General features: G+C 61.8%; 19 protein-coding genes, 1 tRNA gene and 1 pseudogene. 15 read left to right on the top strand and 6 right to left on the bottom strand.

Annotation, left to right across the window (positions count from 1 at the left end; translation table 11 throughout):
- Window positions 1-106: 106 nt before the first annotated feature.
- The 3 genes from MB84_RS16260 to MB84_RS16250 all read left to right on the top strand — a co-directional run bounded on the left by MB84_RS16260 (window position 107) and on the right by MB84_RS16250 (window position 3,575).
- Complete coding sequence (locus MB84_RS16260) at window positions 107-1,471, top strand: NAD(P)/FAD-dependent oxidoreductase (RefSeq protein ID WP_046293891.1); 1,365 nt, start codon at window positions 107-109, stop codon at window positions 1,469-1,471.
- 177 nt (window positions 1,472-1,648) lie between these two features.
- Window positions 1,649-2,524, top strand: a complete 876-nt coding sequence (locus MB84_RS16255; RefSeq protein ID WP_046292524.1) for a dienelactone hydrolase family protein — start codon at window positions 1,649-1,651, stop codon at window positions 2,522-2,524.
- A gap of 241 nt (window positions 2,525-2,765) precedes the next feature.
- Entirely contained in the window at window positions 2,766-3,575 is an 810-nt protein-coding gene (locus MB84_RS16250; protein WP_245725389.1) for a ZIP family metal transporter, read from the top strand.
- 70 nt (window positions 3,576-3,645) lie between these two features.
- On the opposite strand, the gene MB84_RS16245 is transcribed toward MB84_RS16250, so the two are convergent.
- From MB84_RS16245 to MB84_RS16235, 3 genes are all read right to left on the bottom strand, one after another.
- Window positions 3,646-4,530 (bottom strand): sulfurtransferase, encoded by an 885-nt coding sequence (locus MB84_RS16245; RefSeq protein WP_046292523.1) that lies wholly within the window; start codon window positions 4,528-4,530, stop codon window positions 3,646-3,648.
- A gap of 42 nt (window positions 4,531-4,572) precedes the next feature.
- Window positions 4,573-5,427: a DMT family transporter gene (locus MB84_RS16240; RefSeq protein ID WP_046292522.1), complete on the bottom strand. Its 855-nt coding sequence runs from the start codon at window positions 5,425-5,427 to the stop codon at window positions 4,573-4,575.
- Between the two features lie 280 nt (window positions 5,428-5,707).
- Window positions 5,708-6,823, bottom strand: a complete 1,116-nt coding sequence (locus tag MB84_RS16235) for an aromatic ring-hydroxylating oxygenase subunit alpha (RefSeq protein ID WP_046292521.1) — start codon at window positions 6,821-6,823, stop codon at window positions 5,708-5,710.
- Window positions 6,824-7,051: 228 nt separating this feature from the next.
- On the opposite strand from MB84_RS16235, the gene MB84_RS16230 reads away from it, so the two are divergent.
- The 4 genes from MB84_RS16230 to folE2 all read left to right on the top strand — a co-directional run bounded on the left by MB84_RS16230 (window position 7,052) and on the right by folE2 (window position 11,516).
- Entirely contained in the window at window positions 7,052-7,324 is a 273-nt protein-coding gene (locus MB84_RS16230; RefSeq protein ID WP_046292520.1) for an exodeoxyribonuclease VII small subunit, read from the top strand.
- A 121-nt stretch (window positions 7,325-7,445) separates the two neighbouring features.
- A complete protein-coding gene (locus tag MB84_RS16225) occupies window positions 7,446-8,342 on the top strand; it encodes a polyprenyl synthetase family protein (RefSeq protein ID WP_046292519.1) in 897 nt (298 codons plus the stop codon).
- Window positions 8,343-8,590: 248 nt separating this feature from the next.
- Window positions 8,591-10,507, top strand: coding sequence for a 1-deoxy-D-xylulose-5-phosphate synthase (gene dxs / locus MB84_RS16220; protein WP_046292518.1), 1,917 nt, complete (start codon window positions 8,591-8,593; stop codon window positions 10,505-10,507).
- Window positions 10,508-10,706: 199 nt separating this feature from the next.
- The gene (gene folE2 / locus MB84_RS16215; RefSeq protein WP_046292517.1) at window positions 10,707-11,516 is read left to right on the top strand and encodes a GTP cyclohydrolase FolE2; all 810 of its coding nucleotides are present in this window, start codon (window positions 10,707-10,709) and stop codon (window positions 11,514-11,516) included.
- 112 nt (window positions 11,517-11,628) lie between these two features.
- Here the strand turns inward: folE2 and tsaD are convergent, their stop codons facing one another.
- The gene (gene tsaD / locus MB84_RS16210) at window positions 11,629-12,660 is read right to left on the bottom strand and encodes a tRNA (adenosine(37)-N6)-threonylcarbamoyltransferase complex transferase subunit TsaD (protein ID WP_046292516.1); all 1,032 of its coding nucleotides are present in this window, start codon (window positions 12,658-12,660) and stop codon (window positions 11,629-11,631) included.
- Window positions 12,661-12,750: 90 nt separating this feature from the next.
- Between tsaD and MB84_RS16205 the strand changes: the two genes are divergently transcribed.
- From MB84_RS16205 to dnaG, 3 genes are all read left to right on the top strand, one after another.
- Complete coding sequence (locus tag MB84_RS16205) at window positions 12,751-14,007, top strand: BaiN/RdsA family NAD(P)/FAD-dependent oxidoreductase (RefSeq protein ID WP_046293889.1); 1,257 nt, start codon at window positions 12,751-12,753, stop codon at window positions 14,005-14,007.
- Window positions 14,008-14,477: 470 nt separating this feature from the next.
- Window positions 14,478-14,924 (top strand): GatB/YqeY domain-containing protein, encoded by a 447-nt coding sequence (locus MB84_RS16200; protein ID WP_046292515.1) that lies wholly within the window; start codon window positions 14,478-14,480, stop codon window positions 14,922-14,924.
- A gap of 69 nt (window positions 14,925-14,993) precedes the next feature.
- The gene (dnaG, locus tag MB84_RS16195) at window positions 14,994-16,877 is read left to right on the top strand and encodes a DNA primase (RefSeq protein ID WP_046292514.1); all 1,884 of its coding nucleotides are present in this window, start codon (window positions 14,994-14,996) and stop codon (window positions 16,875-16,877) included.
- A 20-nt stretch (window positions 16,878-16,897) separates the two neighbouring features.
- On the opposite strand, the gene MB84_RS30770 is transcribed toward dnaG, so the two are convergent.
- Window positions 16,898-17,476 carry a hypothetical protein gene (locus MB84_RS30770; RefSeq protein WP_211279314.1) on the bottom strand — a complete coding sequence of 193 codons (579 nt, stop codon included), beginning with the start codon at window positions 17,474-17,476 and terminating at the stop codon, window positions 16,898-16,900.
- 13 nt (window positions 17,477-17,489) lie between these two features.
- Between MB84_RS30770 and rpoD the strand changes: the two genes are divergently transcribed.
- From rpoD to istB, 5 genes and pseudogenes are all read left to right on the top strand, one after another.
- Complete coding sequence (gene rpoD, locus MB84_RS16185) at window positions 17,490-19,595, top strand: RNA polymerase sigma factor RpoD (RefSeq protein ID WP_211279381.1); 2,106 nt, start codon at window positions 17,490-17,492, stop codon at window positions 19,593-19,595.
- Between the two features lie 28 nt (window positions 19,596-19,623).
- Window positions 19,624-19,699: transfer RNA gene (locus MB84_RS16180), tRNA-Ile, on the top strand.
- Between the two features lie 198 nt (window positions 19,700-19,897).
- Window positions 19,898-21,031, top strand: a pseudogene (locus MB84_RS16175) (site-specific integrase).
- Window positions 21,032-21,134: 103 nt separating this feature from the next.
- A complete protein-coding gene (istA, locus tag MB84_RS16170; protein ID WP_044458677.1) occupies window positions 21,135-22,628 on the top strand; it encodes an IS21 family transposase in 1,494 nt (497 codons plus the stop codon).
- The gene (istB, locus tag MB84_RS16165) at window positions 22,625-23,446 is read left to right on the top strand and encodes an IS21-like element helper ATPase IstB (protein WP_044453167.1); all 822 of its coding nucleotides are present in this window, start codon (window positions 22,625-22,627) and stop codon (window positions 23,444-23,446) included. Before istA ends, istB begins: the two co-directional genes overlap by 4 nt.
- A 124-nt stretch (window positions 23,447-23,570) precedes the next feature.
- Here the strand turns inward: istB and MB84_RS16160 are convergent.
- Window positions 23,571-24,781 (bottom strand): IS3 family transposase gene (locus MB84_RS16160; protein WP_157122911.1). Its coding sequence is split into 2 segments (ribosomal slippage): window positions 23,571-24,466 and window positions 24,466-24,781, totalling 1,212 coding nucleotides; the frame shifts between segments, so codons are not numbered across the junction.
- Between the last annotated feature and the right edge of the window lie 21 nt (window positions 24,782-24,802).

The raw sequence follows: 24,802 nt of genomic DNA, 5'->3' as shown, positions 1-24,802 counted from the left end.
CGGGTATACCCTAAGTACGTACTCTGCGGTATGGTGATCGCTATCGCTGGCGGGGCACTTGCCGACCGGCCGGACGGTTTTCCAAGCACGGGGAGTTATCGTGAGTGTGCATCGTATCGTTGTGGTCGGCGGCGGCGCCGGCGGTCTCGAACTCGTCACCCGGTTGGGCGACAAGTACGGGCGTGGCAAGGACGTTCAAATAACGCTGGTCGACCGTTCCCTGTCGCACATCTGGAAACCGTTGCTGCATGAGGTCGCGGCCGGTGTCATGGATACGGCGACGCATCAGCTCTCCTACGTGGCGCAGGCGAACTGGCATCACTTCGAGTTCGCGACGGGCGAGATGATCGGGCTGGATCGTGCGGCGAGGACCATCCGTCTGGCAGCCGTCCCGGCGGCGGACGACGAAGGCGAGGGCGACCTGCTGCCTGAGCGCACGTTGCCGTACGACACGCTCGTGCTCGCTATCGGCAGCACGACCAACTTCTTCGGTGTTCCGGGTGCCAGGGAACACACCATTGCCCTCGATACGGTCGAACAGGCCGAGCGTTTCCGTCGCCGCTTGATGGCGGCGTGCGTGCGTGCGCAGAGCGCTGCCGAGGCGTCGGCACTGGCTGCTGCGGCCGAGACGCAGAGCGGTGGTGCGTTGCTGTCGCCGCCGGGCGCGCAGCGTCCCAAGGTCAATCTCGTGATCGTCGGCGCGGGTGCGACGGGCGTGGAACTGTCGGCCGAGTTGCGCAATACCGCTGAAGTGTTGCGCTCCTACGGTCTGAAGCTCGACCCGCGCAAGGACGTGCGCATCACCATCATCGAATCGAGCCCGCGCATTCTGAAAGCGTTGCCAGAGCGTGTGTCGGGCGCGGTGGCCGGGTTGCTGGCCAAGCTGGACGTCGACATTCTGTGCGGCGATTCAGTCGCGGAAGTGCGCGCCAACGAAGTCACGCTGACCAGCGGAAAGATTCTGCCTGCGGACATCACGGTCTGGTCGGCGGGAATTACCGCGCCGCCGGTACTCGGCACGTTGGGGCTGGCTGTCAATCGTCTGAATCAGATCGAAGTGCTGCCGACGCTGCAAAGCAAGACCGATCCGGACATCTTCGCGTTCGGCGATTGTGCGAGTTGCGAGTGGCCGGAGCATGGTTTCGTGCCGCCGCGTGCGCAAGCGGCACACCAGCAGGCGAGTTTCCTCGTGAAAGCCGTTGAGGCACGTCTGAAGGGACAGCGCTTGCCGACGTTCACGTACCGCGACTTCGGTTCGCTGGTCTCGCTGGGCAAGTTCAGCGCGGTGGGTAACCTGATGGGCGGACTGATCGGCGGCAGCATGTTCATCGAAGGGCTGTTCGCCCGCGTGATGTACACGTCGCTTTATCGGATGCACGTCGCAGCGTTGCATGGCGTCTGGCGGATGATGCTCGACACAGTCGCTAACCGTCTGCGTCGCTCGACCGTGCCGCGCGTGAAGCTGCATTGACGTCCTGACAGCTTTTCGCTGACGTCCGGCCGCGCAGGCGTTTTGCTTGCGCGGCTTTTTTCATGCTTCGTGGTGAGTGCAGGCGAATTGCCTCTCTAGTAATATCCGAACGTCCGGCCTCCGGTCGGCAGTCTTCCCCGCCCCTTTTCTTTTTGACGCTTTCTCCTGGAGTGCGACATGTCGCAAGCGGATCTGGATAGTCTCGTACCCGAAGTTGCGCCGCGTAACCGGCGCGATTTCCTGAAGACCGCCGTCGGTTCGGCGTTTGCGCTGGCGGTGCTGCCGGTGGCAGCCGAAACGATCACCACCGACACGCAAGGACTGGACGCAGGCGAGCACATGCTCGACGTGCCCGGTATCAAGATGCCGGTGTACTACGCAAAGCCCGCGGGTAAGACACATCTGCCGACGATCGTCGTCGTCTCGGAGATTTTCGGCGTGCATCAGCACATTGCAGATATCTGCCGTCGCTTCGCGAAGCTCGGCTATCTGGCGGTCGCGCCGGAGTTGTTTGCGCGTGCAGGTGACCCGCAATCGTTGGGCACGATTGCGGAGATTCAATCGCAAATCGTGGCGAAGACGCCGGACAAGCAAGTCATGAGCGACATCGACGCGACCGTGAAGTGGGCGGCGGCCAACGGCGGCGACGAAAAGCGTCTGGGCATTACCGGCTTCTGCTGGGGTGGACGTGTGGCGTGGCTCTATGACGCGCACAACCCGAACGTGAAAGCGGCGGTGGCCTGGTACGGACGCATCGTCGGCGACAAGAGCGAGAGCTTTCCTCAGAACCCGATCGATATCGCTGGTAAGTTGCATGGTCCGTTGCTGGGGTTGTACGGCGGCAAGGACACGGGGATTCCGGTTGCGAGCGTCGAACAGGCGCGCGAGGCGCTGGCCAGGGGCGATGCCGCGTCGAAGGGCTCGGAGCTAAAGGTCTTCCCGAACTCGGGCCACGCGTTCTTCGCGGATTATCGGGCGAGTTATGTCGAGGCCGATGCGAAAGAGGGTTGGAAGCTGGCACAGGATTGGTTCCGGAAGCACGGCGTCGCTTGATGGCGGGGAAATGAGGGAGGCCGCCGGTATGCCGACGGCGTGTGGCTCATGGGGTAGGGGCGGCGACGGGGCGTTTGTCGGCAGGTTGCGCCCCGATACGCCTTTGTAGGCCCCGCACGCCTCGATGTGCCTACGGTTTGCCTGTAACGGTAAAAGCTGGTTAAATCGCCGGCTTGCCCGCGGGAGAATCACCATCGACGCCATCTTTCTTTTTATCGTTATCGCCACGCTGGCTTCCGGCGTGCTGAGTCTTTTCGGGGCGGCGTCGCTGTCGCTGGGTCTGCTCTCGAAGCTCATCGACAAGATGGTGAGCTTCTCGGCGGGCGTGCTGCTCGGCACGGCGTTGCTGCATTTACTGCCGGAAAGTCTGGAGTCGCACGTCGACGCCCACGTCATCACGCGCTGGTTGCTGGGCGGACTGCTGGGGTTCTTCCTGCTGGAAAAGCTGGCGTTGCTGCGCCATAGCCACCATCACGAAGGCGACGGACATCATCACGAGCATGGCCACGATGCGCACGAAGCGGGCAAGGGCGGCTGGATGATTCTGGTGGGCAGCGCGATCCACAATTTCGCCGACGGCGTGGTGATTGCGGCCGCTTTCCTGACCGATCCGCGTCTGGGTGTTGCGGCCACCGTGTCGATCACGGTGCATGAAGTCGCGCACAAGCTGGGCGACTTCATGGTGTTGCTGAACGCGGGGTTCAAGCGCCGCAAGGCGCTGGTGCTGACGCTGGCGTCGAGTCTGACGGCCTTGCTGGGTGGCGTGCTCGGTTACTTCATGCTGGATCGTCTGCAAAGCCTGATCCCGTATCTGCTGGCGCTTGCGGCGAGCAGCTTCATCTACATTGCCGTGTCGGATCTCATGCCGCAGATGCAACGACGCACGTCGCCGCGCGACGCCCTGCCGCAGCTACTGCTGATTGGTGTCGGGCTGGCATTGGTCGTGTGGCTCAATGGGCATGATCACGATCATGACCACGGGCACGGCCATGACGAAGGCGGGAGTGCGCTGGCGATGTCGGCAAGCGCCGCTAAGCCGGGTAGCGAGTAACGCGCGACATCGAACGATAAAAAAAGGGCACCTCATCGGGGTGCCCTTATGCATTTCTGGTCTACTGAAGTTACGGTTGCGCACCCGTGGACACCGGACGGCGTTTGTCCGCACACCATTCGCTCCACGAGCCGGGGTAGAGGCTCGCTCCGTGCAGGCCAGCCACTTCCATCGCCAGCAGATTGTGGCACGCGGTCACACCCGAGCCGCACTGCGAGATGACGCGTTCCGGCAGGCGGTCGTGGCCGATCACTTGCGTGAACTCCTCGCGAAGTGTGGCCGCAGGCTTGAAGCGGCCGTCCGCACCGAGGTTGTCCTTGAAGAAGCGATTTTTTGCGCCTGGAATATGGCCGCCAATCGGGTCGAGGGTTTCGTTCTCGCCGCGATAGCGGTCCGCTGCGCGGGCGTCGATCACCAAACGCTCGTGCGACGTGAGATTGCGCTCGATGGCGGCAGCGTCTGCCGTCGTCGCCAGCGGCTCGCCCGGCGCGAAATCGCCGGCGGGCGGCGCTTCGGGCGGTGCGGCGTCGAGCGTGAAGCCAGCGGCTTCCCAGGCTTGCAAGCCGCCGTCGAGCACCGCAACCGACTCGTGTCCGAGCCAGCGCAGCAACCACCACAGGCGCGCGGCGTACATGCCGCCCTGTGCGTCATACGCGACAACCTGCTGGCCCTTCGACAGGCCGCATGCGGCGAGATGCCGGACGAGAGCGTCGCGATCAGGCAGCGGGTGACGGCCGTTCTTGCCGTTCGTCTTGCCGGAGAGATCGCGTTCGAGATGCGCGTAGAACGCGCCGAAGAGATGACCCTGAACGTAGGCTTGCTCGCCAGCCTTGGGATTGGCGAGATCGAAACGGCAATCGAAGATGACCACCGGGGCGCCGCCACCGGCGGCGGTCTGCATCAGCGCATCGAGATTTTGCGGACTGATGAGCGTGGTGAAATGCGTATGAATCATGGCGTCTCCGCAGACGGGCGTGGGGGATTCGTTCGGCGGCGATCAGGCGGAGGGGGAAGGCCGGCGCAATGCGGTCATGCCGCTCGCTACGATGAGCAGCATGCCGATCCAGCCGGCCAGTGCAGGCCAGTCGCCCCAGACAAGCATGCTGATCAGTGTAGCGAAGATTACGCCCGAGTATTGGAGATTCGCAGTGACGAGCGTGTTGCCCAGACTGAACGCCCGGGTGAGCGCCGTCTGCGCGATCAGTGCGGCGATCCCGACGCCCAGCATCAGGCCAGCACCGCGCCAGGTCATCGGGTGCAGGCCCTCGACGGCGACCCAGGCCAGACCGAGCAGCACGCCGCCGGCCGAGAAATAGAAGACGATGCGCCAGTCGGGTTCGCCCGCTGCGCCCAGCTCTTTGACCTGCATATAGGCGACGGCCGAGAACACGCCTGAGACAACGCCTGCGACACCGGCAACCCACGCCTGACTGTCGATGGTCGGCTGCAATAACAGTGCTACGCCGACGAAACCGGCGAAGATCGCCGCTACCAGCCGGAAATCGGTGCGCAGGCTACCGCGCATTGCTGCCGTTCCCATCACGATCAGCGAAATCCAGATCGGCGACATGTAGTTGAGCGTCATCGCCGTGGAGAGCGGCAATTGCGTGAGCGAAAAGAACCAGAGGCCGAGGGAAATGACGCCCGCCGCGCTGCGTTTGACGTGCGATCCGAGATGACGCGTACGAATGGACTGGCCGCGCAATCGTGCCATTACCAGAAGGACGATCACGCCGATAAGGCTGCGGTAGAGAACGATTTCGCCGGTGTTGTATTCGTTTGCCGCCAGTTTGATGAAGAGCCCCATCAACGTAAACATGAAGGCGGAGACCAACATCCAGAGCGATTGCATGGCGAATTGTGGCCGGTAACGGCGAGGAGACGAACGAGCGCGTTTTGTGCTGAACGCAGGCGACTCGTGCAGCACAAACGATCAGTGCACGGTCATATTGAAAGCATGGCGTCGATTCTAACGAAAACGGCGGGCACATGGCCCGCCGTTCCGCGTTTTTTCGGCAAATATTTAATTCGGTCTCATCGGTACCACATGGCGTTCGCGAGGGCGATCCGACGCGACTTCCGTCCGATCGCTTTGCGTTCTCGTGCGATGGGATTTCCTGCGCCGTCGAGGCTTAGAAATCCCCCATCTGGCGACGCAAGAACTCGTGGAAGTGTTGCATGCCGTCTTCCATCGGGCTTTGATAGGGGCCCACTTCCGAGACGCCGCGCTGAAACAGGGCGCGCCGCCCGGCGTCCATGCGTTCCGCAATCTCGTCGTCTTCGCGCGCCGTTTCCATGTAGGCGGCACGCTCGGCCTCGATGAATTCGCGTTCGAAGAGCGCGATTTCCTCGGGGTAATAGAATTCGACGATGTTCGTTGTCTGTTGCGGTCCGCGCGGGATCAGCCACGACACCACGAGCACGTGCGGGTACCACTCGATCATGAGATGCGGGTAGTACACCATCCAGATCGCCCCGAAGTCCGGCGGCACGCCTTCCCTGTAGCGCAGCAGCACGTCGTGCCACTGGCGGTAGATGGGGCTGCCGGGTTTGGCGAGACCTTCATGCACGCCAACCGTCTGGACGCTATACCAGTCGCCGAACTCCCAGCTCAGGTCTTCGCACGAAACGAAGCTGCCCAGACCGGGGTGGAACGGCACGACGTGGTAGTCCTCGAGATAAACCTCGATGAACGTCTTCCAGTTGTAGTTACATTCGTGCACTTCGACGTGATCGAACATGAAGTTCGAAAAGTCGAGGTGGTGCTTCACGCCTAGTCGCGCGAGATCGGCCTGCACGTCGCGGCCCTCTGCTTCGAACAGCAGCCCGTTCCAGCGTTGCAGCGGGAACTTGCCGAGGTTCAGGCAGGGCTTCTCCGGGAAATGCGGCGCGCCGAGCAGTTCGCCCTTCGTGTCGTATGTCCAGCGATGAAGCGGGCAAACGATATTGGGCGTGTTTCCACGCCCATTGAGCATGACCGCCTGACGATGACGGCAGACGTTCGAGAGCAATTCGATGCCGTTATGCTCGCCCGCACCGTTGCGGACCAGCATGCGGCCTTCCTGCTCAGCCGGAAGGGCGAAATAATCGCCGACTTCCGGGACCATCAATTCGTGGCCCACATAGCGGGGGCCGTGCTTAAACAGGACTTCACGCTCGCGGGCGAGGAGCGCCTCATCGAAATACGTGTAGACCGGCAGTTGGCTTGAGGCCGGTTTTAGTTGCAAAGCGCTGCTTAGATTGGACATTCCCACTCCCGTCTAGCTTGAAAGCAGTGAACAACCCAACCATCGAAAAATCGATTTAGGGGAACCGACGATTATACCCGGTCTAAGCATGCGAGGGCCGCTAAGTCCATGATTTACGTTAAATAATGTCCGAAAAAAGTCATCCGGACCCGATTTTGGGCAATTTACGCTCTGCGAGCTAATGCGCTTTTGCCGTAAAATGGAACATTCGACCCGAATTTTGCGTTTATGGCTAAGACTGCAAAGTCGCAAGACGCGGCGCCCGAGGCGTCGCAAGACCTGCCCGAGACCTATGAGGCTGCGCTGGCTGAGCTCGAACAGCTCGTCGGACGCATGGAGGGCGGTGAGCTGGGACTGGAAGAATCGTTGGGCGCGTATCGGCGCGGCGCCGTCCTGGTGAAATACTGCCAGGGTCTGCTCGAGAAGGTGGAGCAGCAGGTGAAGGTGCTTGAAGGCGAGACGCTCAAGCCGCTCGAAGCGTCGTCGCGCGACGAGTTCTGAGTCGCTGAGCAGCTAACCCGAATTACGGCAAGACGACCCACGACCCAAGGCGTCCCCCAGCACGACACCGGGGCGCTCCAATAACAAGCACGGCCCGACGGGCACGTGCAGGACGAAGACGATGGCGGATCAGAATATCAAGGCCTGGATGCAGGCAGTACAGGCCCGTGTGGAACAGGCGCTCGACGCTGCGCTGCCCAAGGCAGCCGATGGCGGCTCGGCGCGACTCAATGAATCGATGCGTTACGCCGTGCTCGGCGGCGGCAAGCGCGTACGTCCGCTGCTGTGCTTCGCTGCAGGCGAAGTCACGCAGGCCAGCGAGACGGCGCTCGACCGCGCGGCATGCGCTGTCGAAATGATTCATGCGTATTCGTTGGTGCACGACGATCTGCCGTGCATGGACGATGACGATCTGCGCCGTGGCAAGCCGACGGTGCACGTGCAGTACGACGAAGCGACCGGTCTACTTGCCGGCGACGGCCTGCAGACGCAGGCCTTCGCGCTGTTGGGCGAGGCGACGGTCGATCTGAGCGCGGCGCAGTCGCTCGCGCTGGTGCGCGAACTGGCGCTGGCCTCGGGTGCGCTCGGTATGGCTGGCGGTCAGGCCATCGATCTGGAAAGCGTGGGCATCAAGCTCACGCAGTCGCAACTGGAAAACATGCATCGCCTGAAGACGGGCGCATTGCTGCGAGCTTCGCTGCGTATGGGCGCTATCTGTGGCCGCGCGCTGTCGGACGACGAAACGGTGGCGCTCGACGCCTACGCGGCGGCCGTCGGACTGGCTTTCCAGGTCGTGGACGACATTCTCGACACGACGGCCGACTCGGCCACGCTGGGCAAGACCGCAGGCAAGGACGCCGCCAACGACAAGCCGACTTACGTGTCGTTGATGGGCCTCGATGGCGCGCGCGGCTACGCGGAAAAGCTGCGTGCCGACGCACATGCAGCGAGTGCCTCGCTGGGTAACGCAGATCGTCTGCGTGCACTGGCCGATTACGTCGTCGATCGCATTAATTGACCGACGTAGATTGGACGTAAGCCGACGATTTGTGGCGGAAGTCACATCGCGGCGCGTCATCGGTAAATGAGTTTTCTGAGCAGTTCCTGGATCGCGGGTCAATGCATATCCGAGGACTGCTGGCAGTAGCGATAAGCAAGGGGCAAGGAGGGTCGACGCGTTTCTCCCCACAGAGCGCATCGGCAGGAGATCGGGAACAGCTCACAGGGGGAGTTGCCCGGTAAAGAACGCCTATATATGGAACGACGATGTACGAACTTCTAAATACTATCGATGACCCGGCCGATCTGCGGCGTCTGGAGCGTCGCCAACTCGCGCCGCTGGCCGAAGAGCTGCGGGCTTTCGTGCTCGAGAGCGTGTCGCGTACGGGCGGCCATCTGTCGTCCAACCTCGGCACGGTCGAGCTGACGATTGCGCTGCACTACGTCTTCAACACGCCGGAGGATCGCATTGTCTGGGACGTGGGCCACCAGAGCTATCCGCACAAGATCCTGACGGGGCGTCGCGAACAAATGGGTTCGCTGCGTCAGCTCGGCGGCATCTCGGGTTTCCCGAAGCGCGACGAATCGCCGTACGACACGTTCGGCACGGCGCATTCGAGCACGTCGATCTCGGCGGCGCTCGGCATGGCGCTCGGCGCGCGCACGAAGGGTGAGAACCGCTTCGGCATCGCCGTGATCGGCGACGGTTCGATGACGGCCGGTATGGCATTCGAGGCGATGAACAACGCCGGCGTGCATGAAGACGTGCCGCTGCTGGTCATCCTCAACGACAACGACATGTCGATCTCGCCGCCGGTCGGCGCGCTCAACCGTTATCTGGCGCGCCTGATGTCGGGCCGTTTCTACGCCGCTGCGAAGAAGGGCGTGGAGAAGGTGCTGAGCGTGGCGCCCCCGGTGCTGGAGCTGGCGCGCAAGTTCGAGGAGCATGCCAAGGGCATGGTCGTGCCGGCCACGATGTTCGAAGAATTCGGCTTCAACTACATCGGCCCGATCGACGGTCACGACCTCGACTCGCTGATTCCGACGCTCGAGAACATCAAGAATCTGAAGGGCCCGCAGTTCCTGCACGTCGTTACGCGCAAGGGCTATGGCTACAAGCTCGCGGAAGCCGACCCGGTGCTGTATCACGGTCCGGGCAAGTTCAACCCTGCCGAAGGTATCAAGCCGAGCACGAGTGGCAAGAAGACGTACACGCAAGTGTTCGGCGACTGGCTGTGCGATATCGCGGCGGTAGACAAGCGCATTGTGGGCATTACGCCCGCCATGCGCGAAGGCTCCGGCCTCGTGGAGTTCGAGAAGCGTTTCCCGGATCGTTACTACGACGTGGGCATCGCCGAGCAGCATGCGGTGACGTTTGCGGGCGGCATGGCGACCGAAGGTCTGAAGCCGATCGTAGCGATCTATTCGACGTTCCTGCAACGCGGTTACGATCAGCTCATTCACGACGTCGCGCTGCAAAATCTGCCGGTCGTGTTCGCGCTGGACCGCTCGGGCCTCGTGGGTGCCGACGGTGCGACCCACGCCGGTGCGTACGACATTCCGTTCATGCGCTGCATTCCGAACATGGTCGTGATGGCGCCGTCGGACGAGAACGAATGCCGCCAGATGCTGTACACCGGCGTGCAGATCGACGGTCCGTCGGCGGTGCGTTATCCGCGTGGCGCAGGTACGGGGGCCGTGATCGAACAGACGATGACGGCACTGCCGATCGGCAAGGGTGTGGTGCGTCGCGAGAGCCAGGCGCAAGCCGGACGCCGCGTCGCCATTCTCGCTTTCGGCAGCATGGTTGCCCCGTCGCTTGCAGCGGCAGCGCAACTCGACGCGACCGTGGCCGACATGCGCTTCGTCAAGCCGATCGACGATGAACTGATCGCGCGACTGGCGCAAACGCACGACTACCTTGTGACGGTGGAAGAGGGCAGCATCATGGGCGGCGCGGGCTCGGCCGTGGCCGAATCCCTGTTGGCCAGCGGGGGGAATCGACCCGTACTACAATTGGGCCTGCCCGATCGCTTCATCGATCATGGCGACCCGGCATTGTTGCTGTCTGGCGTGGGTCTCGACGCCGCAGGCATCGCCAAGTCGATCTGCGAGCGCTTCGATCTTCCGTCGGCAGAGGCCGCCCAGACAACCGGCAAGACCGCGACGAAGCTCGTCGCCTGACCTGTCCGGTAGTCTCGAGTCTGCGAACGATCCGGCCCAGGCGCCGGATCGTTTCGTTTTGAAGGACGCATTCCCCATTCCGTGCCGGGGTTCTCCGGCACGTTCCCGACGCTACTCGACGGAGGTTCGCGAGCCGTGTGTCGGATACGTTTGCCCATTGCCTCCCCCCAGTCGGCTCGCCGGCAAAGAAGGAAATTAGATGAACCAGATGAACCCCGCTTTCGTTATGCCGGATGTGCAGAGCACCGTCGACACCCGGCAGATCCCGATTCAGCGCGTTGGTGTGCGTGGCGTGCGTCATCCGTTGTCGGTGCGTCTGGCCGACGGCGACGTGCAGGCCACCATCGGCCTGTTCAATCTCGACGTGCATTTGCCTGCCGACCAGAAGGGCACGCACATGTCGCGTTTCGTCGCCTTGCTCGAAGCGAATCGCGACCCGATGAGCGTTGCGGGCTTCCGTGCGATGCTTGCCAGCATGCTCGATAAGCTCGAAGCCGAAGCGGGTCGCATCGAAGTGACGTTCCCGTACTTCATCAGCAAGACGGCGCCGGTGTCGGGCGTGCAGAGCTTGATGGACTATGAAGTCACGCTGACCGGCGACGTGCGCAATGGCGAGACGCGTGTGTGGCTCAAGGTACTTGTGCCGGTCACGAGCCTGTGCCCGTGCTCGAAGAAGATTTCGCAATATGGCGCGCACAATCAGCGCTCGCATATCACCATCGACGTGGAGATCGCAGGCGATATCGCGGTCGAAGAGTTGGTGCGGATGGCGGAAGAGGAAGCGTCGTGCGAGTTGTGGGGGCTGCTCAAGCGCCCGGACGAGAAGTACGTGACCGAGCGTGCCTATGAGAACCCGAAGTTCGTCGAGGATCTGGTGCGTGACGTGGCGACGCGTCTGAACAACGAACCGCGCGTCGCGGCGTATGTGCTTCAGGCCGAGAACTTCGAATCGATCCACAATCACAGCGCCTATGCCGTGATCGAGCGCGATAAGCGCGTGGCGGCGTGATTGCCGGACACTTACGTCAGACGTAAAAAAACCGCTCCGAGGAGCGGTTTTTTCTTGGGCGATGGCCGAAAGATGTGCAGATAGCGAGGTTATTGGCGTCGCATCGGTCGCATTACGCACTTCGCACGATATCGGCCAGATCCCAGCGTGGGCGCACTGTGTAGGCGTATTCGCTATCCGCTTCGTCCGGCCAGTGCTTGAGGCGCATTGCGCCCGCAAAAGCGATCATCGCGCCGTTATCGGTGCAGAACGCGAGGTCGGGGTAATGCACGCGAAACCCACGGCGTCGTGCCGCTTCGTTCAGTCCGGCCCGCAGTTGCGCGTTGGCACCCACGCCACCCGCGACGACCAGGGTCTTCATCCCGGTTTGCTTCAGCGCGGCCATCGACTTGGCGACGAGGACGTCGACGATGGCGTCGACGAAGCCACGTGCGAGGTCGGCCTTCTCCTGTTCGCAGACGTTCCCGCCGAGATTGCGGACCTGCGTGAGCACCGCCGTCTTCAGGCCGCTGAAACTGAAATCCAGATTGCCCGAGTGCTTCATCGGGCGCGGCAGGTCGAAACGTCCCGGCGTGCCGAAGTCGGCCAGACGCGAGACGGCGGGGCCACCCGGATAGCCGAGCCCGAGCAGTTTGGCCGTCTTGTCGAAGGCTTCACCGGCGGCATCGTCGAGCGTTTCGCCGAGCATGGCGTACTGTCCGAACGCACGGACTTCCATTAACTGGGTGTGGCCACCGGAAACCAGCAGGGCGACGAAGGGGAAGTCAGGGGCGTCCGGGGCGAGCAGCGGCGATAGCAAATGGCCTTCGAGATGGTGCACCCCGACGACCGGACGCTCGAGCGCGAAAGCGAGCGCGTTGGCGACACTTGCCCCGACCAGCAGCGCGCCTGCGAGACCAGGGCCTTGCGTATAGGCAATGGCGTCGACGGCGCTCAGCGGCTTGCCTGCTTGAGCGAGCACTTCTTCGGCGAGGGGCAGGGTGCGACGAATATGGTCGCGCGACGCCAGTTCGGGCACCACTCCCCCGTACTCGCGATGCATCGCAATCTGCGAATGCAGCGCGTGCGAGAGCAGCCCGGCCTCGGTGTCGTAGAGGGCGAGCCCGGTTTCGTCGCAGGAGCTTTCAATGCCTAGAACCAGCATGGCGGATGGGGAGGCGCGCAGCGTCAACTTTAATGGGGAACCCGGAAGTATACCAGTCGGCCCCATCGGCTGCCGGTTACAATGCGCGCCATGGAAAAGTTCGATGTAGCGATTGTGGGTGCTGGCGCGGCCGGCCTGATGTGCGCGGCGGTGGCCGGGCAATTGGGCTTGCGCGTGGTGCTCATCGATCACGCGACGCGCCTCGCCGAGAAGATCCGCATCTCGGGCGGCGGTCGCTGCAATTTTACCAATATCAATGCGGGCGCGGCGAACTACCTGTCGGAGAATCCGCGTTTCTGCCGTTCGGCGCTTGCGCGTTACACCCCGCGCGACTTTCTCGACCTGCTCAAGCGCCACCGCATTGCGTGGCATGAAAAACACCGCGGTCAGCTCTTCTGCGACGAAAGTGCCGAAGACGTCATCGAAATGCTGCGAAACGAGTGCGCTGCGGGGCACGTGCACTGGCGCATGCCATGCGCGGTCCATACCGTCGCATATGCCGATGCCGATGCCGGTGCGGCACATCGCTACCATTTGACGACAGATGCCGGCCATATCGCGGCAAAACGTCTCGTGATCGCAACCGGCGGGCTGTCGATTCCGAAAATCGGGGCGACGGACTGGGGCTATCGGATCGCGCGTCAGTTCGGGTTGGATATCGTGGAGCCGCGACCGGCCCTCGTCCCGCTGATGTTCGATGCGTCGACCTGGGCGCCCTTCGCGGGACTGTCGGGTTTGTCGCTGGAAGTGGAGGTCAGCACGGGCAAAGGCAAAGAGGCGGGCAGTTTCCTTGAGGATCTGTTGTTCACGCACCGCGGTCTGTCCGGCCCTGCGATTCTTCAGATTTCCAGTTTCTGGACGCCCGGGCAGCCGATTACACTGAATCTCGCACCGACGTCAGATATCGAGGCGGCGCTGTTTGACGCCAAAGCGTCGTCCAAACGTCAATTGAGCAACTTGCTGGCGCAGTGGGTTCCGGCGCGATTGGCAGATGCCTGGGTTGCCAATAGCGGTCTCTCGCCGCAAGCACGCGTGCAGGAGTTGCCGGACAAGGCGTTGCGTTCGCTCGCGCAGGCATTTTCCGGCTGGACGCTTAAGCCTTGCGGCTCGGAAGGGTGGCGCAAGGCGGAAGTGACGCGCGGTGGCGTCGATACCCGCGCGCTGTCCTCGACCACGCTGGAGGCGCGCGCGCAGCCGGGGCTGCATTTCGTCGGGGAAGTGGTCGATGTGACGGGCTGGCTCGGTGGCTACAACTTCCAGTGGGCGTGGGCGTCGGCGGTGGCGTGTGCACGGGCGATGTCCGAAAGCATCCAGGCGGCAAAAGCCGCTGATGGCGCATTGGATTAATGCGGGCAATATGAATGGCCGGGCCGGTAAGCTCAAGCGCACGCGAGGGCGCCGACGGCCTTCGTCCGCCGGAAGGCGACGCGCTGTCGTAGACGGCCGCTAGGCCGTTATGCTACGCTCTCTCCTTCGTGGAGACGGCGCTGTATCTGTCGTAACAGTCGTTTCGGAAGGCGTTCGGGACAGTTTTCGACGCCTCCGGCGCATTACCTGAAGATTAGCGTCCGATACGCCAGTGACATGAGGCATCGAACAATGCCCGTGTCCGGGCGGTCTAATTCTCCGGCGAGCCCGCTTGTGATCGCACGTGTGATCGTTTCCGCAAGCGGGTTTTTGTGCTTTGTGCCCCCGTTGAGCGCTGCGCCAGTGCACCGGCAGCGGCGCAGAGCGATGCGTGTCACACCCTCGCCGTCCTTTTCTTTGGGGCGGCATGCACTACACTGAAACGTAATCGAATTCCGGAATCCCTGCTCATGAGTCTGAAAGAACGCATTAACGAAGACATGAAGACGGCCATGCGTGCCAAGGCCGCCGACAAACTGGGGACCATCCGCCTGCTGCTTGCGGCAATCAAACAAAAGGAAGTCGACGAGCGCATCACCCTCGATGACGCGGCCACCGTTGCCATCGTCGACAAACTGATCAAACAACGCAAAGATTCCATCAGCCAGTTCCAGGCCGCTGGTCGCCGCGATCTGGCCGATAAGGAAGCCGCCGAAGTCGAAGTGCTCATGGTCTATATGCCGCAGCAACTCTCGGCAGACGAAGTTGCGCAGGCGGTGAAGGCGGCCGTGGCGCAAACGGGTGCCGCCGGGCCGCAGGATATGGGCAAGGTGATGGGCGTGCTCAAGGGTCTGTTGGCGGGCCGTGCCGACATGACCGCCGTGTCCGCGCAAGTGAAGGCGGCGTTGGCTGCGTAAACCGGTAGTGCGGTTCGGCGCTGTCGCCTGTGCGACGGTGCGGCACCGCGTTGCGATGGCACCGATCCAGTGATTCCCCAGTCGTTTTTGCAGGACCTGCTCAACCGCGTCGATATTGTCGAGGTGGTGGGCCGTTACGTGCAGTTGAAGAAGGGCGGGGCGAACTTCATGGGGCTGTGCCCCTTTCATAACGAGAAGTCGCCCTCATTTACCGTAAGTCCCACCAAGCAGTTCTATCACTGCTTCGGGTGCGGCGCGCACGGCAGCGCGATCAGCTTCCTGATGGAGCATGCCGGGCTCGGATTTGTCGAAGCTGTGGAGGAGTTGGCCCGCAACGTCGGGCTGGATGTGCCGCGAGAAGCGCCGCTGCCGGGCGCACCGGCACCGGCCGCGCAACGTGCGCAGACCCTCGGCCTCGTCGACGTGATGACGCGCGCTTGCGACTACTATCGCAAGCAACTGCGCGCCGCGCCGGTGGCCATCGAATATTTGAAGCGACGTGGATTGACCGGCGAGATTGCCGCGCATTTCGGGCTCGGTTATGCCCCGGAAGCCTGGCAGAACCTGGAAGCTGCGTTCGAGAATTATCGTGACGACCAGTTGCTTGAGGCGGGTCTCGTCATCGAGAGCGAGAAGGGCGAGCCGGGCAGCACGAAGCGACGCTACGACCGTTTCCGCGACCGGATCATGTTCCCGATCCGGAATACGAAAGGGCAGGTCATTGCCTTCGGCGGACGTGTGCTGGACAAGGGCGAGCCCAAGTATCTGAACTCTCCCGAAACGCCGCTCTTCAGCAAGGGAAGTGAGCTGTACGGGCTATTCGAAGCGCGCATCGGCATTCGCGACGCGGGCTACGTGCTGGTGGTCGAAGGCTATATGGATGTCGTGGCGCTGGCCCAGCTTGGCTTTCCGCAGGCAGTCGCAACGCTCGGCACGGCTTGCACGCCAATGCATGTGCAGAAGTTGCTGCGCCAGACCGAAACGGTGGTGTTCAGCTTCGACGGCGATGCGGCGGGGCGCCGGGCGGCGCGTCGTGCACTTGAGGCCTGCCTGCCGCACGCCGACGACAACCGGAGTTTCAAGTTTCTGTTTTTGCCGAGCGAGCACGATCCGGACAGCTATGTGCGCGAGCACGGCACGCAAGCGTTTGCAGACGAAGTCTCGCGCGCTATGCCGATGTCGCAGTTCCTGATCGGCGAAGTGACGGCGGGCAAGGAAATGCACCAGCCGGAAGGGCGGGCGCGTGCGCTGTTCGAGGCCAAGCCGCTGTTGCAGCAGATGCCCGCGAACGCGCTGCGTGGTCAGATCATTCATGCGCTGGCCGAGCGCGTGGGCAGTTCGGTCGAGGAAGTCGCGGAGCTTTGCGAGTTGCACATCGGCGCTGCGCGCCGTCAGAACACGTGGGACAAGGCGCCGGCCAAGCGCGAGAAGCGTCGTGTCGTCGGTACCGAGCATCGGGCGTTGCAGAACTTGCTGATGTTCCCGGCGCTGGGAAACGAATTAACCGAAGAAGAGACCAGGATTTTGCGGGAGATGGGCCAGCACGGCGAGATTTTCTCGGAAGTGCTGACGCTATGCCGCGAAATGGGGGCGCAAGCCGATTTTCGCTATATGTCGGATCGACTGAGGATTTCGCCCAACTGGGCAAGTTTCGACGACATCATCCGCGAAATTCTGGCATTTGAAGAAAATGCGCGGGACCTGATGTTGTTCGATCCGGCCGATGAGGCGCAGGTCGAGCGTCGCGAAGAGCAAATTGCGTTGCGTCTCACCGAGTTGCGTAGTGCCATCCGGCGTTTGCAGTACGACCGGTTGTGCGAAGCATTGGAGACGCTTTTCAAGCGGGCGTCGTTGACGCCCGATGAATTGCGCCACGCTCAGGCGCTGTCGCGGGAACGCGACGAATTGAAGCGATGGCTGGCTACGGCCAGCACAGGAGGCGCGCGAAGTTGAGGTATGCCCGCGTGCTATAATTAAAGGTTTTCAGTGGGCTGTTTTCTGGCAAGTGAGATCGCTATGGCAAAGATGACAACGACCAGCGGAAAAAAGACGGTTATCCCTTCACCGACAGCTAAACGCGCGACCAGTGCGGCGGCGGCGTCAGGTGGGAAGGGGGCGTCTCGTTCTGCGAAGGCTGGCGTTGCAGGAAAAGCCGGTGCGGCGTCGCAAGTCACGAAGAAAACAGCCAGCCAGGCAAGTTCGGCGAAACGTACTACGCAAACTAAGGCAGCTGCCGGTGCCACGAAGGCAACCGGCAATACGGCTGCGAAGGTGACCGATGTCACCAAGCGCAAGAGTGCGACCGCCGCGACGGTGGGGGCTGCCAAGGCGGCCAGGCCGACGGTGAAGTCCAAGCCGCCCGCCACGACCGCGAAGGCGGTCAAGGCGACCAAGCCGGCAACGGCCGCGAAGGCGACGGCAGGCGGGAAACCGCAGGCCCGACAACCCGCTGAAAAAAGCGCGAAAAGCGCAACTACCGCCAAGGCTTCGAGCCCGGCGGGCCGCAGTACACCTGCGACGAAAGCCCCACGCAAGACCGGGGCTTCCAGCAAACCGGAGGCAGTGGTGGAGGTTACGTCGGCAGCAGTCGAGCCGGTCGTCCCGACCAAAGCACGCGGCAGAGCCGCGAAGACCACCGCCCCGAGGGAGCAGAACGTCGCAGCGAATACTAATGATCAACCCGTGAACGAAGATCAGACCAAAGTGGAAAAGCAGAAGGCGCGTGATCGCCGGGCAAAAGAGAAAGCACTGCTCAAGGACGCATTTTCCTCGCACCAGCCCGGTACGGCCGAGGAACTTGAGGAACGTCGTGGCAAGCTGCGGACACTGATCAAGCTGGGCAAGGAACGAGGCTTCCTGACCTTTGCAGAGATCAACGACCACCTCCCCGACGATGTGGTCGAAGGCGACGCGCTGGAAGGCGTGATCGCAACGTTTAACGACATGGGCGTGGCTGTCTACGAGCAGGCACCCGATGCCGAGACGCTGCTGCTCAACGACAATGCCCCGAACGCTGCGACGGACGACGAAGTTGAGGAGCAAGCGGAAGCGGCTCTCTCCACGGTCGATTCGGAGTTCGGCCGCACGACCGACCCGGTGCGTATGTACATGCGCGAAATGGGTACGGTCGAGCTGCTGACGCGTGAAGGGGAAATCGAGATCGCCAAGCGCATCGAAGAAGGCCTGAAGCACATGGTGCAGGCCATCTCCGCATGCCCGACGACGATTGCCGAGATCCTGGCGATGGCCGAGAAGGTCGAGCGCGAAGAAATGCGTATCGACGAAGTGGTCGACGGCCTGATCGATCCGAATGCGGAAGCCAATGCGGCTGCCGCTGCCTCTGACGACGAAGACTTCGACGCTGACGCGGAAGAAGAAGAGGAAGAAGAGGAAGAGGAAGAAGGCGACGAGGAAGAGGATAGCAGCAACGGCGGCGCAGCTTCGGCAGCGCAGGTCGAGCAGCTCAAGCGTGACTCGCTCGCCAAGTTCGCCGTGATCGCCGACTGGTTCGGCAAGATGCGTCGTGCGTTCGAGAAGGAAGGCTACCAGTCCAAGCCGTACGTGAAGGCTGGCGAGTCGATCCAGGCCGAACTGATGACGATCCGCTTCACGGCGCGTACGGTCGAGCGTCTGTGCGACACGCTGCGCTCGCAAGTGGATGAAGTGCGCAACATCGAGCGTGCGATCCTGAACATCGTGGTCGACAAGTGCGGCATGCCGCGTGCGGATTTCGTGTCGCGTTTCCCGGGCAACGAAACCAATCTCGACTGGATCTACACGGTCGTGGCCGACAACAAGGCGTATAGCTCGGTGGTTGAGCGTAACGTGCCGGCCGTTCAGGAATTGCAGCAGAAGCTGATCGACCTGCAAGCGCGCGTGGTGTTGCCGCTGACCGAGTTGAAGGACGTCAATCGCAAGATGTCGGAAGGCGAGCGCCGTGCCCGCAAGGCCAAGCGCGAGATGACCGAAGCGAACTTGCGTCTGGTAATTTCGATTGCGAAGAAGTACACGAACCGTGGCCTGCAGTTCCTGGATCTGATTCAGGAAGGCAACATCGGCCTGATGAAGGCGGTGGACAAGTTCGAATATCGTCGTGGTTACAAGTTCTCGACGTACGCGACGTGGTGGATTCGTCAGGCCATCACGCGTTCGATCGCGGACCAGGCACGTACCATCCGTATTCCGGTGCACATGATCGAAACGATCAACAAGATGAACCGGATTTCGCGTCAGATTCTGCAGGAGACCGGTGTTGAGCCGGATCCGGCGACGCTGGCCGAGAAGATGGAAATGCCGGAGGACAAGATCCGCAAGATCATGAAGATCGCGAAGGAACCGATCTCCATGGAAACGCCGATCGGTGACGACGACGATTCGCATTTGGGTGATTTCATTGAAGATACCGGCACGGTCGCACCTGCCGACGCCGCATTGCATGGTAGTATGCGCGACGTCGTGAAGGACGTGCTCGATTCGCTGACGCCGCGTGAAGCCAAGGTGCTGCGCATGCGATTCGGTATCGAGATGAGCACGGACCATACGCTCGAGGAAGTGGGCAAGCAGTTCGACGTGACGCGCGAGCGTATTCGTCAGATCGAAGCCAAGGCGCTGCGCAAGCTGCGTCACCCGAGCCGTTCCGACAAGCTCAAGTCGTTCCTCGAAGGCAATTGATTGCTGCTGAGCGAGCGCCGGTAGTTTAGGGCCGTTAGCTCAGCGGTTAGAGCAGGGGACTCATAATCCCTTGGTCGCTGGTTCGAACCCAGCACGGCCTACCAAAGAAGTAAGAAAGCCCCTGACGGTGACGTCAGGGGTTTTTTGTTTTTAAATCAATGGGTTGCATGGGGATTTTTCTGTCGGGATCCGTGTTTTTTCGATATCGCGAGAGTGTCGCTAGCAGAAAGGTATAGGGCTAAATTGCCTCTTCGGTACACTTTCAGTACAGTGGGGGAATTCGAGCACACGTCCGAGCACCCATGGCAACGATCGTCAAGACCGCATCTGGCACCTGGAAAGCTGTCATTCGGAAGGCTGGTTTTCCGACCAACGCGAAGACCTTCCGACTGAAAAAAAGACGCTGAGGACTGGGCTCGACGCACAGAGGACGAAATGGTCCGAGGGCTGTACGTGCAACGTGCGCCATCTGAGCGCCTGACGTTTGAAAAGGCCATGGCGCGCTATTTGGCTGATGTGACTCCAACGAAGAGACCACAGACTCAAGCTGGCGAGCGCAAACGATCCATCCCGTTGATCGCATTCTTCGGTAAGTATTCTCTCGCGGCTATCACGCCCGATATGGTCGCTCAATATCGCGACAGGCGCTTGGCGGGAGAGGGGCGCGTAGATTCTCAAGGAAATCCGATCCCAAGAGCGACGAATACCGTTCGCCTTGAGTTGGCGTTGCTTGGCCATCTGTTTACCGTTGCGCTTAAGGAGTGGGGGCTGGGGCTGGGGAGTAATCCGGTGATGAACGTTCGGCGCCCATCGCCGGGGCCGGGGCGAAATCGGCGACTAGATAACGACGAGTCAGCTCGTCTGCTAAGTGCGGTGGACGGCCATTCGAACCCAATGCTCGGTTGGATCGTTCGTATCGCATTGGAGACCGGGATGCGATCGTCGGAAATCGTCACGCTTCGATGCGGTCAGGTCGACGTCGGACGGCGCCTGGTGCGTTTGGTCGAGACGAAGAACACGATGCCTCGGACGATTCCCCTGACGACAGAAGCTACGGCGCTATTTGAGGCTGCACTTGGCAATCCGCTACGGCCGAAGGGGTTGATCTCATCTTTTTTGGCGAGCCCGGGAAGGACGGCGTACGTCGCCCCTACAACTTCAATAAGGTGTGGATGCAGATCAAAATCTCTGCCGGGTGCTCCGACTTTCGATTTCACGACCTCCGCCATGAAGCGGTGAGCCGGCTCGTTGAAGTCGGTTTGAGTGACCAAGAGGTGGCTGCCATCAGCGGCCATAAGTCGATGCAGATGTTGCGGCGCTATACGCATCTGAGAGCGGAAGACCTAGTGGCGAAGTTGGATATGCTCCGAGGGGATGCGGGTGGGCGGCGACAATTATCTTGGCCGGTCGTTGACGATTGTTTTGGCCGGTGGTGAGGCGTTGGAGGCGGCGTAGCCGCCGGAGACGACGAGCCACCGGCGACGCCGGGTCGACGGGGCTTAGGATGAACTGACCGAAGCTTGAGGAAGCGGTCAGCTCATGTCTGGAACCCGCATTACCGACCAACAGGTTCGTCTCTACATGAACAAGCGCAAACACCACCCGCAGGAAGTCGCGGCCGCCAAGACCGGCATCAGCGTGCGTACGGCACGCCGTATCGAACGTGACGCCACTTTGCCATCCCAGAAGCCGCGGCATTCCTGGCGGACCCGTCCCGATCCGTTTGTCGACGTCTGGGACCGCGAAGTCGTGCCGCTGCTGCGTAACTCGCCCCACCTGATGGGCATCACGGTCTTACGCAAGCTGCAAGATGATCACCCGGATCGTTATCCCGATAGTATGCGGCGCACGCTGGAGCGGCGTATTCGCCAGTGGCGCGCTCTCGAGGGCCCCACTCAAGAGGTGTTCTTCCCGCAGGAGCATCAGCCCGGTGTGCGCGGACTGTCGGACTTCACTGATATGAGCAAGCTGTGCGTGACGATCGGTGGCGCCCCGTTCGGTCACCGGCTGTATCACTTCGTGCTGGCGTTCTCGCGCTGGGAGTACGCGAACGTGGTTGAGGGGGGCGAGAGTTTCGAAGCCCTCGCGGCCGGATTGCAGAACGCGCTATGGCAGGCGGGCGGCTGTCCCCGTGAACATCGATCTGACAGCCTGTCGGCCGCCTTCAAGAACCTGACGGAGCAGGAGGACTTCACGGCGCGTTACGCAGCGCTGCTCGACCATTACGGCATGAATGGCACGCGCAACAATCGCGGCCTGGGCCATGAGAACGGCAGCGTGGAATCCTCGCATCGGTATCTGAAGGAAGCGCTCGAGCAGGCATTGATGCTTCGCGGCCATCGTGACTTCGCTGACCGGCCTGCCTACGATGAGTTCGTACGCGAGGTGGTGATGCGTCGAAACCGGCGCAACGCCGCAGCGTTTCGCATCGAGCGCGCACAGCTGCAGGATCTGCCTGAACGTCGTACCACTGACTTCGTCGAGGAAGAGGCACGCGTGACCCGCTGCAGCACGTTCACCGTGCGCGGGATCCTCTACAGTGCGCCGTCGCGCCTGATCGGCCACCGCTTGAAGGTGCGGGTCTACGGTGACCGGCTCGACTGCTACCTGTCCGGCGCACTGGTGCATAGCACCCCGCGAGGCTCCCGTGCCGCCGACAACCGCCACGCGCTTGATTACCGACACTTCATCGACTCGCTGCGACGCAAGCCACAAGCGTTCAAAGGGCTCGCGTTTCGTGACGCACTGTTTCCTCGCGAGGCCTACCGCCGGACCTGGGAGCGGCTGGAGGCGCAACTGACGCAACGGCAGGCCTGCAAGACCATGGTGGGTCTGCTTGAACTCGCGGGCCACCACGGCGTTGAGGCGTTATTGGCCGAACGGCTTGATGCGTTGCTCGCAGCAGGCGAGCTGCCCGATCTAAAGCAGTTGTGCAATGAATTCGCGCCGCGTCAGGCCCTATGTCCCGAGGTGGTGGTCGAGATGCCGCCCGTTGCGCTCTATGACGAGCTTCTCGACAAGGTGGCAGCATGAACGCCCCTGCCCACGACAACGGCCGTCTGGCCCTGATGTTGAACGAGTTACGCCTGCCGACGATCGGCAGGCTATGGCCCGAGTTCGTTGAGCGCTCTGACAAGGAAGGCTGGCCCGCTACGCGATTGCTTGGGGCGCTGCTTGAGCACGAACTGGCCGAACGCGCCAAACGACGCATTGAGCGGCACCGTACCGAGTCGCATCTGGACCCGACGAAGACGCTTGCTACCTTCGACTTCGGCATGGTGCCGATGGTCTCGAAGGCGCATGTTACGGCGCTGGCCACCGGAGAATCCTGGCTGGAGAAAGGCGCCACAATTCTCCTGTTCGGCCCGCCGGGCGGCGGCAAGAGTCATTTGGGCTCAGCCCTCGGTCATGCGTTGATCGACGCCGGTTATCGCGTGCTGTTCACGCGCACCGCTGAACTTGTCCAGAAGCTCCAGGCCGCGCGCCAAAGCCTGCAACTGCCGTCCGCGCTCGCGAAGCTCGATCGCTTCGATCTCATCATCCTGGATGACCTGTCATACGCTCGCAAGGACCAGGCCGAAACCAGCGTGCTGTTCGAGCTGATCGCCGAGAGATATGAGCGCAAAAGCCTGCTGATTACGGCCAACCAGCCCTTCTCTGGATGGAACGATGTCTTCCCTGATCCGGGCATGACGATCGCCGCTATCGACCGGCTCGTCCATCACTCGACGATCTTCGAGCTCAACGTCGAAAGCTATCGCCGTCGTAAGGCCAGCGACAAACAAAGCGCCCGCCGGCGTCAATTACCTAACGACAATTGCGAAGGAGGAACGACAACTATGGCCTCTTAACCAGCGACAACTACACCCGTTGACCGGCCAAGATAGTTGTCGCTGACCGGCCATGCTGCTTGACGCTTATATGAACGCCGCCCGGCTTGCGAGTGGAGTTGACCCTGTAAAACCGGACACACCATCACACTAAGGTTGCTGAATCCATCGAGCGCCGGAACTCGCGAGGCGAGCGGTATTTCAGCGCGCTATGGGGGTGCTTCTCGTTGTAATGCTCAAATGCAATGGCCAGATTGTGAGCAGCGGTTGCAGCATCCGGCTTCGGCATGAAGGCGACGTAGTCGCGCTTCATCGTTTTCACGAAGCTCTCGGCCATGCCGTTACTTTGCGGACTGCACACGGGCGTGGTCAATGGCTTTAGTCCGATGTTCATCGCAAACCGGCGCGTATCGTCAGCCGTATAGCCCGAACCATTGTCGCTCAGCCACTCGATTTCGGACGGCGTATGCACCTCGTTGCCGAACCGATTTTCCACTGCGGCCAGCATCACGTCGCGCACAATGTCGCCGCTGTGGCCTGCTGTCGTCGCCGCCCAGCTCATCGCTTCTCGGTCGCAGCAATCCAGCGCAAACGTCACACGCAGCGGCTCGCCGTTGTCGCAGCGGAACTCGAAGCCGTCCGAGCACCATCGCTGATTGCTGCGCGCGACGGCCACTTTGCCATCATGTCGACGGTGGGCTCGCGGCGCAATCGGTCGGCGCTGCGTCAGCAGCCCATGCGTTCGCATGATGCGATAAATGCGCTTGGCATTGAACGGCGCCAGTCCAACTGCAACGCGCACGTTGCGCAACGTGCCCCAAACCCGCCGGTAGCCATAGCTGGGCAAATCGCCGACGACACGGCGGATTTCCTCGACTACAGTTTCGTCGTCGGTCGGCCTTGATTGCCGGCCATCGCGCCACGTCGCCGGACGCGACAGTCGTGCCGATACGTTCGAGCGCGACACGCCGAGAACTTCACAGACCAGTTTCACTGGCCGTCCTCCGGCAGCAAGGGCGAGTGCGCTATCCATTTTTTTGCTCGGCTGTATTCAACTGCTTCCCGGAGAATCTCGTTCTCCATTGTTTTTTTGCCGAGCATCCGTTGCAGCTCGCGAATCTGCTTGAGCGCATCAGCCAACTCCGATGCCGGAACCACTTCTTCGCCAGCCTTGACCGCTGACAGGCTACCGTCCTGGTACAGCTTGCGCCAGTGGAATAGCTGGTTCGGGTTCACGCCGTAATGGCGCGCGACCATTGAAACCGATTTTCCCGGTTCGAAACTCTCGCGAACCATCGACAGTTTCTGCTCCGCCGTCCAGCGACGCCGGCGCTCTGGGCCCGTCAACACTTCCATCACTTCCTGCTTGGTGTTAGT

This window comes from Pandoraea oxalativorans (assembly GCF_000972785.3).
In the GTDB taxonomy this organism is placed as follows: domain Bacteria; phylum Pseudomonadota; class Gammaproteobacteria; order Burkholderiales; family Burkholderiaceae; genus Pandoraea; species Pandoraea oxalativorans.
The sequence above is the reverse complement of the archived record's forward strand: the minus strand, read 5'-3'. Positions and strand labels throughout refer to the sequence as shown.